The organism is Truepera sp. (assembly GCA_032027045.1).
In the GTDB taxonomy this organism is placed as follows: domain Bacteria; phylum Deinococcota; class Deinococci; order Deinococcales; family Trueperaceae; genus JAAYYF01.
This window is the reverse complement of sequence record JAVSMU010000001.1, coordinates 280,390-294,948: the sequence shown is the minus strand read 5'-3', so window position 1 is coordinate 294,948 and position 14,559 is coordinate 280,390. Positions and strand designations below refer to the sequence as shown.

The 14,559-nt window shown below is 68.4% G+C and carries 14 protein-coding genes; 7 read left to right on the top strand and 7 right to left on the bottom strand.

All coding sequences use genetic code 11. From position 1 onward, the window contains the following. Positions 1–2: 2 nt before the first annotated feature. The 4 genes from ROY82_01250 to ROY82_01235 all read right to left on the bottom strand — a co-directional run bounded on the left by ROY82_01250 (position 3) and on the right by ROY82_01235 (position 3,884). Positions 3–923 carry an ABC transporter substrate-binding protein gene (locus tag ROY82_01250; protein ID MDT3681091.1) on the bottom strand — a complete coding sequence of 307 codons (921 nt, stop codon included), beginning with the start codon at positions 921–923 and terminating at the stop codon, positions 3–5. Between the two features lie 151 nt (positions 924–1,074). Continuing rightward, positions 1,075–1,545: a hypothetical protein gene (locus tag ROY82_01245; protein ID MDT3681090.1), complete on the bottom strand. Its 471-nt coding sequence runs from the start codon at positions 1,543–1,545 to the stop codon at positions 1,075–1,077. A gap of 123 nt (positions 1,546–1,668) precedes the next feature. Beyond that, positions 1,669–2,940 (bottom strand): FAD-dependent oxidoreductase, encoded by a 1,272-nt coding sequence (locus ROY82_01240; protein ID MDT3681089.1) that lies wholly within the window; start codon positions 2,938–2,940, stop codon positions 1,669–1,671. Then, entirely contained in the window at positions 2,937–3,884 is a 948-nt protein-coding gene (locus ROY82_01235) for a proline racemase family protein (protein MDT3681088.1), read from the bottom strand. The genes ROY82_01240 and ROY82_01235 overlap by 4 nt, the downstream gene beginning before the upstream one ends. Before the next feature lie 57 nt (positions 3,885–3,941). On the opposite strand from ROY82_01235, the gene ROY82_01230 reads away from it, so the two are divergent. From ROY82_01230 to ROY82_01205, 6 genes are all read left to right on the top strand, one after another. Beyond that, the gene (locus ROY82_01230; GenBank protein MDT3681087.1) at positions 3,942–5,252 is read left to right on the top strand and encodes an alpha/beta fold hydrolase; all 1,311 of its coding nucleotides are present in this window, start codon (positions 3,942–3,944) and stop codon (positions 5,250–5,252) included. A 157-nt stretch (positions 5,253–5,409) separates the two neighbouring features. Next, the gene (locus ROY82_01225) at positions 5,410–6,084 is read left to right on the top strand and encodes a GntR family transcriptional regulator (GenBank protein MDT3681086.1); all 675 of its coding nucleotides are present in this window, start codon (positions 5,410–5,412) and stop codon (positions 6,082–6,084) included. Positions 6,085–6,086: 2 nt separating this feature from the next. After that, positions 6,087–6,998, top strand: a complete 912-nt coding sequence (locus ROY82_01220; GenBank protein MDT3681085.1) for a dihydrodipicolinate synthase family protein — start codon at positions 6,087–6,089, stop codon at positions 6,996–6,998. Beyond that, positions 6,995–8,473 (top strand): aldehyde dehydrogenase (NADP(+)), encoded by a 1,479-nt coding sequence (locus ROY82_01215; protein MDT3681084.1) that lies wholly within the window; start codon positions 6,995–6,997, stop codon positions 8,471–8,473. Before ROY82_01220 ends, ROY82_01215 begins: the two co-directional genes overlap by 4 nt. Positions 8,474–8,491: 18 nt before the next feature. Further along, on the top strand, positions 8,492–9,430 hold the full coding sequence (locus tag ROY82_01210) for an aldo/keto reductase (protein MDT3681083.1): 939 nt from the start codon (positions 8,492–8,494) through the stop codon (positions 9,428–9,430). Between the two features lie 38 nt (positions 9,431–9,468). Next, on the top strand, positions 9,469–10,407 hold the full coding sequence (locus ROY82_01205) for a 3-keto-5-aminohexanoate cleavage protein (GenBank protein MDT3681082.1): 939 nt from the start codon (positions 9,469–9,471) through the stop codon (positions 10,405–10,407). Between the two features lie 15 nt (positions 10,408–10,422). Here the strand turns inward: ROY82_01205 and ROY82_01200 are convergent, their stop codons facing one another. Then, positions 10,423–11,103 (bottom strand): amino acid ABC transporter permease, encoded by a 681-nt coding sequence (locus ROY82_01200; protein MDT3681081.1) that lies wholly within the window; start codon positions 11,101–11,103, stop codon positions 10,423–10,425. Positions 11,104–11,194: 91 nt separating this feature from the next. Further along, complete coding sequence (locus ROY82_01195; protein ID MDT3681080.1) at positions 11,195–11,986, bottom strand: transporter substrate-binding domain-containing protein; 792 nt, start codon at positions 11,984–11,986, stop codon at positions 11,195–11,197. 263 nt (positions 11,987–12,249) lie between these two features. Here ROY82_01195 and ROY82_01190 point away from each other — a divergent pair, with 263 nt between their 5' ends. After that, on the top strand, positions 12,250–13,602 hold the full coding sequence (locus tag ROY82_01190; protein MDT3681079.1) for an aspartate aminotransferase family protein: 1,353 nt from the start codon (positions 12,250–12,252) through the stop codon (positions 13,600–13,602). 41 nt (positions 13,603–13,643) lie between these two features. Here ROY82_01190 and ROY82_01185 read toward each other — a convergent pair. Beyond that, a partial coding sequence (locus ROY82_01185) for a M20/M25/M40 family metallo-hydrolase (protein MDT3681078.1) occupies positions 13,644–14,559 on the bottom strand: 916 nt, incomplete at its 5' end.

Below are 14,559 nucleotides of genomic sequence, written 5' to 3'. Positions count from 1 at the left end.
GGTCAGTGGAGGAATCCGGCGCTTACCAGGTAGTCGCGGGCCACGTCGGTGGGGTTCTCGCCGTTCACGGCCACGCGACCGTTGAGGTCCTGAAGCACCGACTCGTCCAAGGTCGCGAACACCGGATCGAGAAGGCTGCCGAGCTGGGGGTACGCCTCGGCCACCGGACCCCGAACGATCGGGGCGGGTTGGTAGATGGCCACCGCGCCCTTCGGATCCTGCAGCGTCACCAGGCCGAGGGCACTGATGGTGCCGTCGGTGCCGTAGGCCATGGCGGCGTTCACGCCGTCCGTGCCGTTGGCGGCGGCCGTCTCGGTCTGCGTGGTGTTGCCGCCCGCTAGTATCACGAGCTGGTCGCCTTCGAGCGAGAAGCCGTAGGTCTTCTCGAATGCGGGCAGGGCGTCCTCGCGGTCGACGAACTCCTGGCTGGCCGCCAGCTTGAAGGGCTTACCGGCGTTCACGTATGCGGCCAGGTCGGCCATCGTGACCAAGTCGTTGGCGTCGGCCAGCGTCTTCGGCACGGCTATCGCCCACGTGTTGTTGGCCGGTGACCGGCCCAACCAGACGACATCGTTCTCTTCCTTATCCAGGCGCTTGACGGCGTCGTACAGTTCCTGTGGCTTGGTGGCGATGTCGGCCGGCAGGTCGGCGTTGGGGAAGAACGTGAGCGCCGTGCCCGTGTACTCGGGGTACATGTCGATCTCGCCCGAGAGAAGGGCCTGGCGCACCACGGCCGTCGTGCCGAAGCCGGAGCGGTCGATGACTTCTATGCCGTTGTTCTCCAGCACGAGGCGGATTATCTGGGCGAGAACCGAACCCTCGGTGTCGATCTTGGAGCCGAGCGTGATGGGCGCAACGGGCGACTGGGCGGCGGCCACCAGCATGCCCATGGTCAGTATCAGGGCGAGAGCGAGTCTTCTCATTGCGAGCCTCCTTGGGTAGATGCGGCGCGGAGTCGTTGACGCATGGCGCGTTCGGCGATCGGTTAAGAGTACACGCGCTTCCCGGAGAACTCAGTGCGGTACGAACTTCCCGGCAGCCGCCAAGCGCCTGGTCGGGCGCGGCCCCGCAGCCCTACTGTTTCTCGAGCTGCAGGGTGCCACGGGTGAGGTTGGAGCACGCAGCGGGGTCGGCCACGGCGGCGTAATTGCCTCGCATGGCCTGCTGTTCGCGCGACAGGGTCAAGCGGTAGGAGCAGTCACTCGCCACGGCGGGGCTCAGGTTGACCTCGACCAAGTCGCTGCTGGCGCCCACGAAGACGTTGCCGGTCCAGGAGCCGCCGTTCTGCCGGTTGGAGTCGCCGCCCATCACGCTGTGCCACGTGCCGACTATGCTGAGGTCCTGCTGCTCGAGCGTGGCAACGAAGGTGCCGGCGCCATGCGCCTCGTCTATCACCGTGCCCTTCCACGTTCCCGAGTACCGGGCCTCGTCCACCCCACCGCGCCCGCCCAGGCCACATGAGTTCAGTAGTAGCGCCACCGCCGTCAACGTCGCCACGAGCAGCACCCTGGCAACCGGTCTGGGTGTCGAGTTCCTGTTCCGCACCACGCACCTCCCGCGCACCGAGGCTAGCACTACTTGGCGCGTCGCCCCTCGACCATGACCGTGGCCGCCTGAGCCAAGCGCGAGCGCGGCCGTCGGAACCAGGCGCGACCGTAGCGGTCGGAACTAGGCGCGACCGTAGCGGTCGGGGCTAAGCGAACCTACGCTTATCGACGGCGGCGCCTCAGCCACCAGCTCTGCCACTATCTTGCCCGTCACCGGGGCGAGGCTCACGCCCATCATGCCGTGGCCCGCCGCCACGATCACGTTCTCATGGCGCTGCGTGCGCCCCAGGTACGGCAAACCGTCCGGCGAGCACGGCCTGAAGCCGTGCCACCACTCCCCCCGGAAGTCGGCGGTGGAGAGTGAGGGGAAGTACTCGAGTGTCGACTCGACGATCCCCAGTATGCGCGTCTCGTTCTCCCGAGGGTCGAAGCCGTTCAGTTCCATCGTCCCGCCTACCCGGAGCCGGCCACCCAGCGGGGTGACGGCTACCCGGGCCTCGGCTAGGATCGACGGCACCCGCAGCCGCTGTGGTGGGTCCTCGAGGGTCGTGCTGTAGCCCTTGCCCGGCTGCATGGGCAGCTCGAGCCCGATGGTGCGTGCCAGTAAACCCGACCAGGCGCCCGCGGCCAACACGAACTCGTCGCCCAGGATCGTATCGACCTCCCCTCTCGCCCGCCTCACGTTCACGCCGACCACGCTCTCGGCGCGCGTCGTGAAGCCGGTAACCTCGCAGCCGAACTCGAACTCCACCCCTCCCGCCGCCAGGCTGCGCTGCATGGCGCGCATGAGGCGGCCGGGGTCCAGGTGGGCGTCGTCGGGGAAGTGGACGCCGCCGACCACCGACAGGTCGATGTCTGGCTCCAGCGCCTTCACCCCGCGGGCGTCCAGCACCTCGGCGCGCGCGCCCAGCTCGTGCGCGAGCTCCACCACCCCCGCCTCGTCGTCGAGCCCCTTCTGAGTGGCGCACAGCATGCTCAGGCCGCGCCGTTCCAGGCCCACGTCCTCCCCCAGGCCCTTCACGAGGGCCACGTACTCGTCGCGGCTGGCAAGGTTGAGGGCGAGGAGCAGCGGCGCGCTCCGCCTCACGCGACGGGCAGTGCCGGCGCGCCAGAAGCGCCAGGCCCAGGCGATGAGGTCGGCCGAGAGCCGCGGCCTCACGTAGAAGGGGCTCTTCGGGTTAGCCATCCACCTGATGCCCTGCGCCACCACGCCCGGCGCGGCCAGCGGTACGAAATGACTTGGAACGATCATCCCGGCGTTGCCGTACGACGCGGTCGCGCGCTCGGCGCCCTCCCTGTCGATGACGACGACTTCGAGGTCACGCTGCCGCAGGTAGTGCGCGCACATCAGGCCGATCACGCCGGCCCCGATGACCACCACGCGCTTGCTCACGAGATCCCCCAGCCGAACTCGTCGGTGGGGTCTATGAGCAGCGTGCCCTCGGCCATGACGTGGGCGCGGCCGGTGATGACCGGCAGGACCTCGCCCCGTGAGCCCAGCGAGTAGCTCGCCTCGAAGCGGCTGCCGATCACACTCTCCTGCACCCAGGCCTGGCCCGGGCCGAGGGCGCCGTCGGCGGCCAGGCACGCGAGCTTGGCGCTCGTGCCCGTGCCGCACGGCGAGCGGTCGTAGGCCTTGCCGGGGCACAGCACGAACGAGCGCGAGTCGGCGCCCGCCTCGCCGGGTGCGAACAGCTCGATGTGGTCGATCTCGGCGCCGCCCGCACCCGTGACTCCGGCGGCGGCCAACGCCTGCTTCACGCGCCACGAGAACTCCGTCAGGGCGGCCAGATCGCGGACGTTCACATAAAGGCCGTAGCCGTCCACGACGTCCGTGCATAAGAAGAACCAGTTTCCGCCCCAGGCCACGTCGCCCGTCACCCGCCGCGCCTCGCCGCGCCACTCCACCAGGACGCTCGCGCCGGCCAGGTGCCGGTAGGCGGGCACGTTGTGCACGCTCACGCGCCCGTCCGGGTGCAGTTCGGCCGCCACCTCGCCCACGGGCGTCTCGATCAGGTGCTTGCCCGGCCCGAGCCGGCCCATGTATGCGAGGGTGGCCACCAGCCCGATGGTGCCGTGCCCGCACATCCCCAGGTAGCCGACGTTGTTGAAGAAGACGACTCCGGCCGCCGCAGACGCCCGGTGTGGCTCGCACAAGAGCGCGCCCACCAGCACGTCGGAGCCGCGCGGCTCGTTGACGACGGCCGACCGGAAGCGGTCGTGCTCCGCTCGCAGGCGCGCCAGGCGCTCGGCCAACGGACCCGCTCCCAGGTCGGGGCCGCCGGCTACCACCAGCCGCGTCGGCTCGCCGCCCGTGTGCGAATCGACGAACTGCACGCGCCTCAACCCGCTACCTCCAAGCGCACCTGAACTTCGGCTACCATTCACTACATCATGACTTCCGCGCGCGAGACTTACACCCTGCCGGGGATGCTCGTCACTAACCGCCGCTTCGAGCTGCCCCTCGACCATTCCCGGCCCGACGGCGAGAAGCTGAGCGTCTTCGCGCGTGAGCTCGCGCCGCTCGAGAGGCAAGGCGCCGAGCTGCCGTACCTCGTCTTCTTCCAGGGCGGACCGGGTTCTGCTTCACCGCGGCCAGAGTCGCGCTCGGGTTGGATAGGCCGCGCTCTCGATGAGTATCGGGTCCTGCTGCTGGATCAGCGCGGAACGGGGCTTTCGAGCCCCGTCAGCTATCAGAGCGTGCCGCAGCGGGGCGGCCCCGAGCAGCAGGCCGAGTACCTGTCGCACTTCCGCGCCGATTCGATCGTCGCCGACGCCGAGTTTATCCGCCGGGAACTGATAGGCAACGAGCCCTGGACCGTGCTGGGCCAGAGCTTCGGGGGCTTCTGCGTCGTGCGCTACCTCTCGGCGGCGCCAGGAGGCCTGCGGAGCGCCCTCATTACGGGCGGCATCCCCTCGCTCACGCGCTCCGCCGAGGACGTCTACCGCGCCACCTTCCCCCGCGTAGCGGCCAAGAACCGCGAGTTCTTCGCGCGCTACCCGCACGCGCAGCTCACCTGCCGCCGCGTGGCCGATCACTTGCTCAAGAACGACGTAAGCCTGCCCAACGGTCAACGCCTCACGGCCCGCCAGTTCCAGCAGCTCGGCCTCGACTTCGGCGGCGCCGGCGGTTACGAGCGGGTGATGGACCTCCTGGAGCGTGCGTTCGTGACGGTCAACGGACGCGACGAACTCTCGTACGCCTTCTTGCACGGGGTGTTCACGGCCGTCGGCTTCCACACCCGCCCGATCTTCACCCTGTTGCATGAGGCCATCTATTGCCAGGGAACGGCGTCGAACTGGGCCGCTCACCGGGTGCAGGACGAGTTCCCGGAGTTCGATTACGCGCCCGGCAAGGAGTTCCTCTTCACGGGCGAGATGGTCTACCCGTGGATGTGCGACGAGTTCGAGGCCCTGCGGCCCCTCGAGGATGCCGCCATGCTCCTCGCGGCCAAACAGGACTGGCCCCGGCTCTACGACCTCGACGCGCTCTCGCGCAACCGGGTGCCCACAGCCGCGGCGCTCTATTACAACGACATGTACGTCGACCTCGACCTGGCGATGGAGACAGCCGACCGCGTCCCTAACCTGAACGTGTGGGTGACGAGCGAGTTCGAACACAGCGGCCTGCGCACGGACGGCGCGAGGATCTTGGACCGCCTGTTCGGGATGCTTCCTTACGTGCCCGACGTTGACGGCCGCTAACGGCAGTGCCTAGGCGCACTCTTCGCCAACGGGTCGAGCAGGCAAAGGGTGAACGCGGGCCCAAGGGGCGCCGCTGATCAACCCTCGGCTGATACCCCTCGCCCCGAACCCTTGACTCGGACCTTGCCAATAGATTGTATGCAACATACAATGCTGTGTGGCAGACTTTCAGCGCCCCAGGACGGTGGCCGCCGGCGTTTACCTCCACCTGCGCCGCGAGTTGCTCGCGGGAACGCTGGAGCCCGGGGCCTGGTTGCGGGAACAAGAGCTGGCCAAGAACCTCCAGGTCTCGCGCACGCCCGTGCGCGAAGCCGTCAGGCAACTCGCGCAGGAGGGCCTGCTCGTCATCGAGCCGAACCGGGGCGTACGCGTGCCGCGCCTCAGCCTCGAGGAGGCCGTCGACACCTACGCCGTGCGCGAGCCCCTCGAGGCCATGGCCGCACGGCTCGCCGCAGCGCGCACGGGCGCGTCCGACCACGCCGAGCTGGCGGCGCACCTGGCAGCGATGGAAGCGGTTGCCGACGACGACTTCCCGGAGCACATCCGCACGGACGACGCCTTCCACTCGCTCGTCGCCAGGCTCTCCGGCAACCCGGTGCTGCAAGAGACGATCGAGCGCCTCAGCCACCGCGTGATGAGGGTCAAGATCCTCACGCGCGACGTGAACACTAGCGCCGCCGCGCGCGCGCAGCACGGCCGCATAGTGGCGGCCATAACGTCCAACGACCCGAACGCGGCCGCCGCGGCCATGGCCGAGCACATCCGCACCAACTTGGAGATCGTCAGGGACCGCCTGGGCCTAGAAGCGCGCCGGGCGGCCGATGGGAGTTGAGCATGCAGGTGAACTTCGAAGGCATCATACCAGCCATTACGACCCCCTTCAACGAGGACCTCGGCATCGACCACGCCTTGCAGGCCGAGCACGCCAACTGGATGGTCGCCGCCGGCTGCACGGGCATCGTGCCGTTCGGGTCGCTCGGCGAGGCGGCCACCCTGACCTACTCCGAGAAGCTCGAGACGGTCGCCGGCCTGGCCGAGGCGCTCCGTGGCAAGGCGCCCGTCATCCCCATGGTTGCTTCGCTCAGCACGGCTGAGGCTGCGCGCTTCGCGCGAGACGCTCAAGCCGCCGGCGCCAGCGGCTTCATGGTCCTGCCGCCGTACGTCTACTCGAGCGACTGGCGCGAGATGAAGGGGCATGTCAGCGAGGTCCTCGCCGCAACCGACCTACCGTGCATGCTCTACAACAACCCCCTCGCCTACAAGACGGACTTCCTGCCCCCGCAGGTGGCCGAGCTCGCCGCCGAGTACCCGCACCTGCAGGCCATCAAGGAATCGAGCGCCGACCTCAGGCGCATCACCTGGCTGCGCACCCTGATGGGCGAGGACTTCAAGATCCTGATCGGCGTCGACGACCTCATCGTCGAGGCCATCGGCGCCGGGGCCGTGGGTTGGATCGCGGGCCTGGTGAACGCCATGCCGGCCGAGTCGGTGCGCCTGTTCGAACTGGCCCGCGCCGGGCGCGACGAGGAGGCGTTCGAACTCTACTCCTGGTTCCTCCCCCTGTTGCGCCTAGACATCGGCACGAAGTTCGTGCAGATGATCAAGCTGGCCGTCGAGTACGCCGGCTGGGGAAGCTCCCGCGTGCGCGCCCCGCGCTACGCGCTCCAAGGCGCCGAGCTCGCGGCCGTCATGCGCACCATCGAAGCGGGCTTCGCCAGTCGGCCCGACCCGGCGGCATGGTCATGAGCCACTTCCGGGCAGTCGAGCCCCGCACGGGTCACAGCCTGCCGGGCGATTTCGAGACCACCACCCCCGCGGGACTGGCGGGCCTCGCGGCTGCCGCCAAGGCCGCGTTCGGCCCGTACTCGCGGCTGCCGGGCGCGGATCGGGCGAGGTTCCTCGTCGCCATCGCCGCCGGGCTCGAGGCGGACGCAGACGCCATCGTGCCGCGCGCCGCGGCCGAGACGGGACTGCCCGAGGCGCGCCTACGGGGAGAGGTCAACCGCACCAGCAACCAGCTGCGCATGTTCGCCGACCTGATCGAGGGTGACGGCTGGCTCGACGCGCGCGTCGAGCCGGGAGACGCCGGCCGCGAAGGCGCGCCCAAGCCGGACGTCCGTTCCCTGAAGCGCCCGCTGGGGCCGGTGGCGGTGTTCGGCGCGAGCAACTTCCCCCTGGCGTTCTCAGTGGCTGGAGGCGACACCGCTTCGGCGCTGGCCGCCGGCTGCCCCGTCATAGCCAAGGCTCATCCCTCCCACCCGGGCACGTCAAAGCTCGTCGCCGACATCATCATGGCCGCCGCGCGCGCCACGGGCATGCCGGACGGCCTCTTCGGCCTCGTCCTCGAGCCCGGCACCGAGATGGGGCAGGCGCTCGTCGAGCGCCCCGAGATCAGCGCGGTGGGCTTCACCGGGTCGCGGGCGGCGGGCGAGGCGCTCATGCGACTCGCGGCCGCCAGGCCCGTGCCCATCCCCGTGTACGCCGAGATGGGCAGCGTGAACCCCGTGTTCTTGCTGGAGGGCGCGCTGGCGGCGCGCGGTGACGCCATCGCCGACGGGCTCTTCGCCTCGTTCACTCTCGGGGTGGGGCAGTTCTGCACCAATCCCGGCGTCACGCTGGTGCCACAAGGACCCGCCGGCGACCGCCTGGTGGCGCGCCTGGCCGCGCTGACCGAAAAGGCCGAAGCCGGCGTCATGCTCAGCCGGGGCGTCTGCGAGCGTTACGGGCAGGGCCTTGCCGAACTGGCCGCGGCCGGCGGTCGCGAGGTGGCGCGCGGGGTGAGCCCGCAGCCTACGGCCACCAGCGGAACACCGACCCTCTGGGAGGCCGAGGTGCAGGCCGCCGTCACCGAGCCCCGACTCCTGAGCGAGGTCTTCGGACCCAGCACTCTGATCCTGCGTTACCGCACGCTCGCCGAGCTGCTCGCTTTCGTCGGCGCCCTGGAAGGGCAGCTGACCGCCACTCTCCATGCGGAGGTCGACGAGCTCCCCGGCATTGCGCCGCTGGTGCACGCCCTCGCCGACAAGGCCGGTCGACTGATCCTCAACCAGTTCCCCACGGGCGTCGAGGTAGGGCCCGCGATGGTCCACGGCGGCCCCTACCCCGCCACGTCCGACGGCCGCAGCACCTCGGTAGGCACCCGCGCCATCGACCGCTTCACGCGGCTCGTGGCTTACCAGAACTTCCCGCCCGAGCTGCTCCCGCCCCCGCTGCGGCGCTGAGCATGGCACACTTGACTCATGGATAGTCGCAAGATCGGCTCCCTCGCCGTCTCTGTCGTCGGCCTCGGTTGCAACAACTTCGGGCGCCGCCTCGACGAGGCGGCCACCAAGAACGTCGTCGATGCCGCCATCGCGGCGGGCATAACGTTCCTGGACACCGCCGACACCTACGGTGACGCGCTCAGCGAGTCGTTCCTCGGGACCGTGCTTCAGGGCCGGCGCGACGAGGTGGTCCTAGCCACCAAGTTCGGGAACAAGGGCGTCGAGCAGGCCGGTGGGGCCCGCCCGGAATACGTGCGGAGCGCGCTAGAGGCGAGCCTCAAGCGGCTCCGGATGGACCACGTCGACCTCTACCAGCTCCACAAACCCGACCGAGAGGTCCCGCTGGCCGACACGCTCGGCGCCCTCGCCGAGGCGGTAACCGCGGGCCTGGTGCGTGAGATCGGCTGCTCGAACTTCAGCACCCAGCAGCTGGAGGAGGCCGAGGCGATCTCGCGGCAGCACGGTTGGCCCCGCTTCGTGAGCGTGCAGAACGAGTACTCGATGCTGCGGCGCGAGCCCGAGGCCGGGGTCCTGGCAACGTGCCGCCGCCTGGGCGTGGCCTTCCTGCCCTACTTCCCGCTGTTCAGCGGCATCCTGACCGGCAAGTACCGCCGTGGCCTGCCGCTGCCGGCGGGCACGCGCGTAACCGGTAACGAGCACTGGGAAAAGCACCTCACGCCGGGCACCCTGGACCTGATCGAGGACCTGGTGGCGTTCGCCGCCGACCGCGGCCGCGAACTCCTGGACCTGGCGTTCGCCTGGCTACTGGCCGAGCCCACCGTTGCCAGCGTCATCGCGGGCGCCACCAGCGCCGAACAGGTGCAGCGCAACGCCCGAACGGCAGACTGGAGCCTGACGACCGACGAGCGGGCGACGGTCGACGCGCTGCTGAGCTCCTACGGCTTCGACCCCTAGCCTCGAGCCCGCAACGAACCCAGCCCGGGAGGCCCACCATGGCCCGACGTCAGGACAGAGTCATCATCAGTTGCGCCGTCACCGGTGGCATCCACACCCCGAGCATGTCGCCGGGCCTGCCCGTGACGCCCGCCGAGATCGCCCGCCAGAGCATCGACGCCATTCATGCGGGCGCGGCAATAGTGCACCTGCATGCGCGGGACCCGCGAACGGGCGTGCCGAGCCCGGACCCCGAGCTGTTCATGGAGTTCCTGCCCGTCATCAAGGCCGCCACGGACGGCATCGTGAACATAACCACGGGTGGCGGCCAGAACATGACCGTCGAGCAACGGTTGGCGCCCCCGCTGCGGGCCAGTCCCGAGATGTGCTCCCTCAACCTGGGCTCGATGAACTTCGCCATCTACCCGCTCGCCCGGCGTGAGACGCGCTGGCAGCAGGAGTGGGAGGTGCCGTTCCTGGAACAGAGCGACGACTTCATCTTCCGCAACACGTTCCGCGACATCCGTTACCTGGTCGAGAAGCTCGGCAAGGGCGAGGGGGTGCGCTTCGAGCTGGAGTGTTACGACGTGGGCCACCTCTACAACCTGGCGCACCTCATCGACGAGGGGGTGCTCGAGCCGCCGTTCTTCGTCCAGACGATCTTCGGGGTGCTGGGCGGCATAGGGCCCGATCCCGAGAACCTCATGTTCATGAAGCGGACTGCAGACAAGCTGTTCGGAGACGCCTACTACTGGTCGGTGCTGGCTGCGGGTCGCCACCAGATCCCGTTCACGACGCAGGCGGCCGCCATGGGCGGCAACGTGAGGGTCGGCCTCGAGGACAACCTCTACCTGAGCCGCGGGGTGCTGGCACCCGACAACGCGGCGCTCGTAAGGAAGATACGCAGCATCTTGGAGGAGTTGGGGTTACAACCTGCCACGCCGGCCGAAACGCGCCGGATGCTGGAACTGAAGGGCACGGACAACGTCGGCTTCTGACTCCGAAGGCTTAGCTCAACGTGCCCGGCGATACGGCCTCTCGAAGCGGTACTCCACGTACCGCAGCGCGACCGCGGAGATGTTGCTAAGGACCAGGTAGACGAGCGCGATGGCAAGGTACACCGTCATCGGCTGAAAGGTGCGGGAGATGACGTTCCGCCCGGCGAGCAGCAGCTCGCTGACCGTTATCACCGAGACGAGCGTGGAGTCCTTGATCAGTGAGATGAACTGGTTCCCGAGCGCCGGCACGGCCAGGCGCGTCGCCTGCGGCACGAGCACGTGACGGTACGTTGCCCAGGGTTTGAGTCCCAACGCCCTGGCGGCCTCCGTCTGGCCGTGCGGCACGGCGTTGAAGGCGCCGCGGATGATCTCCGCGTAGTAGGCCCCAACGTACAAGGTGAGGCCGATCGCGCCCGCCCAGTAGGCCGGTAGTGGCCTGATGAACGGCAGCGAGGGCAGGCCGAAATAGATGATGAACAGCTGCACCAGTAGCGGCGTGCCCCGGAAGAACTCGATATAGACGAGCGCCAGGATCCGCAGTACGCGGGCTCCCGACATGCGCCCCAACGCGGCGAGCAAGCCGAGCACGAGCCCGGCCGTTCCGGAGAAGGCAGTTATCGAGATGGTGACCGTCATGCCCTTCCAGAGGGCACGCAGCGTTGCCGGAGTGAAGATACTCGCCAGGTACTCGAACATCCAGCCTCCCGTTAGGGTTCGAGGCGAATAGCGAAAGGCGTGCGGCCGGCCTGCACCGGCCGCACGGGCTTAGCGGTCGATCAGGGGCGCTTCACTCACTGGGTGGCGTGACGATGTCGCCGCCGATCCACTTCATGCTTATCTCGAGCAGCGTGCCGTCGGCACGCATGTCACGTAGCGCCTGATTGATGGCGGCCTCGAGGTCGCTGGACCCCTTGGCCATGAGCACGTAGGCGTTCTCCTCGAAGATCAGCCCGGGCATGGCCTTGATGGGCTGTCCGGCCTTGACCGCCTCGAAGCCGACCACGGGGTTGGTGAAGATGGCCGCCGCGCGGCCGGAGGCAACTGCCAGGAGCTCGTCCTGGACACCTGAGTACGTGTCGATGCGCGGGTAGTTCACGCTCTCGAGGTACTGCTGGTTGGTGCCGCCCAGGTCGACGGCGATGACGGCGTTGTCGGCGGCCATCTCATCGAGGCTGGTGTAATCGAGGTCCTTGTGGATGAACATCTGACCGCCACCGTAGTAGTAGGGGATGTCGGAGAAGGTAACGGCCTTCTTGCGTTCCTCGGTGACGGAGTGCGACGCGACCGAGAAGTCGAAGGCGCCGCTCTGGATGCCGGCGATGATCGAGGAGAACTCGGCCTGCTGCAGGATCGGCTCGACCCCGAGGCGCTTGGCGAGCTCACGAGCCACGTCGGCGTCCATGCCTATCATCTCGCCGTTCTCGTCGGGCATGGAGAACGGCGGGTACTCGCCCGACATGGCGATGGTTGCGGTGCCCTTGGCCTGGATGTCGCTCAGGTCTGCAAGAGCAACGGGTAGGAGTATCAGTGCGCCGAGCAGCACTAGCGTGGAGCGGAACAAGTTCTTCTTGCGAATCATCTTGCCTCCCATGATGGGTGTCTGGCGGCCGGGAATGGATTGTCGAGCTCCCAAGACCTCTTCCGGCGCACGCGTGCGGCTCGCCTCACTCAGACGGTGAGTACCGCCGTGATGAACTTGCCCTCAGGACCTGACCAACAGGACCGAAACCGGATTCAGCACGGTAACACGCATCCGCCAAGAGGCTGGCGGGGGCCATGAGGGAGTGGCACCGACCGGGCCGGTGGTAGATTCGCCTGGTTGAGTCTTGAACGGGGTTGGTCATGCATCAGGAAGACCGCGGCTTGCTGTTCTATCAGGATCACCTGGAGCTACCCACCGTCGAGCGAGCACAAGGCATCTGGATGTGGGACACCGCCGGCAGGCGCTACTTGGACGGCTGCTCGGGCGCAGTGGCGGTGGCCATCGGGCACGGCGACCCGCGCGTGCTGGCGGCGCTCGAACGTCAGGCTCGCAAGGTCACCTTCGCTTACCGCACGCAGTTCGAGAACCGGCCCGCCCACCAGCTCGCGACTCGGCTCGTGACCCAGCTCAGTCAAGGGCTGAACCGCGTCTTCTACACGTCGGGGGGCTCCGAATCGGTGGAAGCCGCCCTGAAGCTCGCCCGCCAGTACCACCTGGCCAAAGGCGACGTTGGACGCTTCAAGATCATCAGCCGCTTCCCCTCCTATCACGGTTCGACGCTGGGTGCCTTGAGCGTGACGGGGTACGCCCCGCTCAACGACCCGTTCACGCCGCTCACACTTCCGCACCTGTACGTGCAGGCGCCGACCGGCCCCGGTGGCCGGATGCTGGACCCAGAATCATATGTGGCCGCCTGTGCGGCCGAGTTGGAAGGCGTGGTGCAGCAGGCGGGCCCGGACACGGTGGCCGCCTTCATCCTGGAGCCGGTGGGCGGCGCGTCTACCGGCGCGCTCGTTCCGCCACCGGGTTACCTGGGGGCCATCACGGAGGTGTGTAGGCGTCATGGCATCCTCATCATCTACGACGAAGTGATGACGGGTATCGGCCGCACCGGCGCCTTCTCCGCGTATCAGCATTGGGAGAACGATGAGCCCGTCGGTGCCGAGGTCGACATCCTGGCGCTCTCGAAGGGGCTCGGGGCGGGGTACATCCCGCTCGGAGCGATCGTGTGCCGCAGCGAGATCGCCGACACGGTGGTGGCTGGCGGCGGCTTCGCACATGGACATACCTACGCCGGTAACCCGTTGGCCTGCGCGGTTGGTAACGCCGTCCTCGAGGTCGTGGCCGAGGACGGGCTCGTCGAGAACGCCCGCGTGCGGGGCGCCGAGTTGGTTGCCGGGCTCAAGGGCATCCAATCGGGCAACTCGATAGTCGGGGACGTACGGGGCCTGGGCCTGCTCACCGCGCTGGAGTTCGTGGCGGACCCCGAGACGATGGAACCGTTCCCAGCGGAGCTCGACGTACACCAAATGATGACCGGGCTGGCGCGCGAACAGGGACTGTTGGTCTATCCGAGACGCAGCCGCGGCGGGAACGTCGGCGATCACATCCTGGTGGCCCCGCCGCTATCGATCGACGGGCCGGAACTGGCGGAGCTGCTGGACCGTTTGGGCACCGCAGTAGCGGCGCTGCAACGCCGCCTGGTGGCCTGACCGGGCAACTCGCTCAGAGTCTCGCTCGGCAGGCACCGACCCTAACGGGCTCCGGCGCCCTCGGAACCGCACCAATCCAGGATGGTCGCGCTCAGCACCCGCGTCACCTCCCGCACGCTCTCGAGGTCGACCCACTCGTCGGGCGCGTGCAGGTTCTCCCCCACCGGTCCGTAACACGTGGCGGGGATTCCGTGATAGAGGTTATAGAACCTCGCATCGGTGGTCGCGGTCGAAACGTACGGCTGTAACGGCCGGCCGACCAAGCTCTCGTGGGCATGGCCCAGCGTGGTGAGGATCTCCTCGTCACCGCCCAACTCGAACCCCTCGGCGTCGAAGGCGAAGAACGTGACCTCGGGCGGGTGCTCTCTTAGCCACGCGTCCTGGGCGCACGCTCGCCGGATGCCGGTCGCGAAACTCTCGCGGGCCTCGCGGGATGATTCGCCGGGGAACATGGAGAGGCGTACCTCGAGAGTGCACTGGGCCGGCACCGTAGAGGGCCAGTCGCCCGCGACGATGGTACCGACGTTGTAGTTCAGAGGGTGCTCGACCTCACGCCACAGCGGGGGCCGGGGCCTGGAGTTCGCACTCCTCTCCAGCTCGTTGATGGCGTCGATGACGATGCGGGCCTTCTGCACCGCGTTCACGGCCTGCGGGCCCGAGGCCCCCAGAACGTGCGCGGCTGCACCCTTGACCTCGATGCGCGCCCACAAGACGCCGACCTGAGCGATGAGCTGCGTCGGCCCGAACGGTTCGGGGATTATGGCGGCGTCTGCCTTGGCGCGGCCGGCTCGACGACGCAGGCTGGCGAGCGCACCGTTGCCGGTGCACTCTTCCTCGATCACGAAGTCCAACAGCACGTCGCCGGCCAGGCGTGCGCCGGCTTCCTTCAGGGCCCGCACGGCGTAAACGATGGCGCTGACGCCTGCTTTCATGTCGGCGGCGCCACGGCCGTAAAGC

Excerpts from the sequence above, each read along its gene's own strand:
- ROY82_01215 (MDT3681084.1), top strand. The coding sequence starts at position 6,995 with ATGAGCCACTTCCGGGCAGTCGAGCCCCGCACGGGTCACAGCCTGCCG.
- ROY82_01205 (MDT3681082.1), top strand. The coding sequence starts at position 9,469 with ATGGCCCGACGTCAGGACAGAGTCATCATCAGTTGCGCCGTCACCGGT.
- ROY82_01195 (MDT3681080.1), bottom strand. The coding sequence starts at position 11,986 with ATGATTCGCAAGAAGAACTTGTTCCGCTCCACGCTAGTGCTGCTCGGC.
- ROY82_01220 (MDT3681085.1), top strand. The coding sequence starts at position 6,087 with ATGCAGGTGAACTTCGAAGGCATCATACCAGCCATTACGACCCCCTTC.
- ROY82_01210 (MDT3681083.1), top strand. The coding sequence starts at position 8,492 with ATGGATAGTCGCAAGATCGGCTCCCTCGCCGTCTCTGTCGTCGGCCTC.
- ROY82_01190 (MDT3681079.1), top strand. The coding sequence starts at position 12,250 with ATGCATCAGGAAGACCGCGGCTTGCTGTTCTATCAGGATCACCTGGAG.
- ROY82_01250 (MDT3681091.1), bottom strand. The coding sequence starts at position 923 with ATGAGAAGACTCGCTCTCGCCCTGATACTGACCATGGGCATGCTGGTG.
- ROY82_01200 (MDT3681081.1), bottom strand. The coding sequence starts at position 11,103 with ATGTTCGAGTACCTGGCGAGTATCTTCACTCCGGCAACGCTGCGTGCC.
- ROY82_01230 (MDT3681087.1), top strand. The coding sequence starts at position 3,942 with ATGACTTCCGCGCGCGAGACTTACACCCTGCCGGGGATGCTCGTCACT.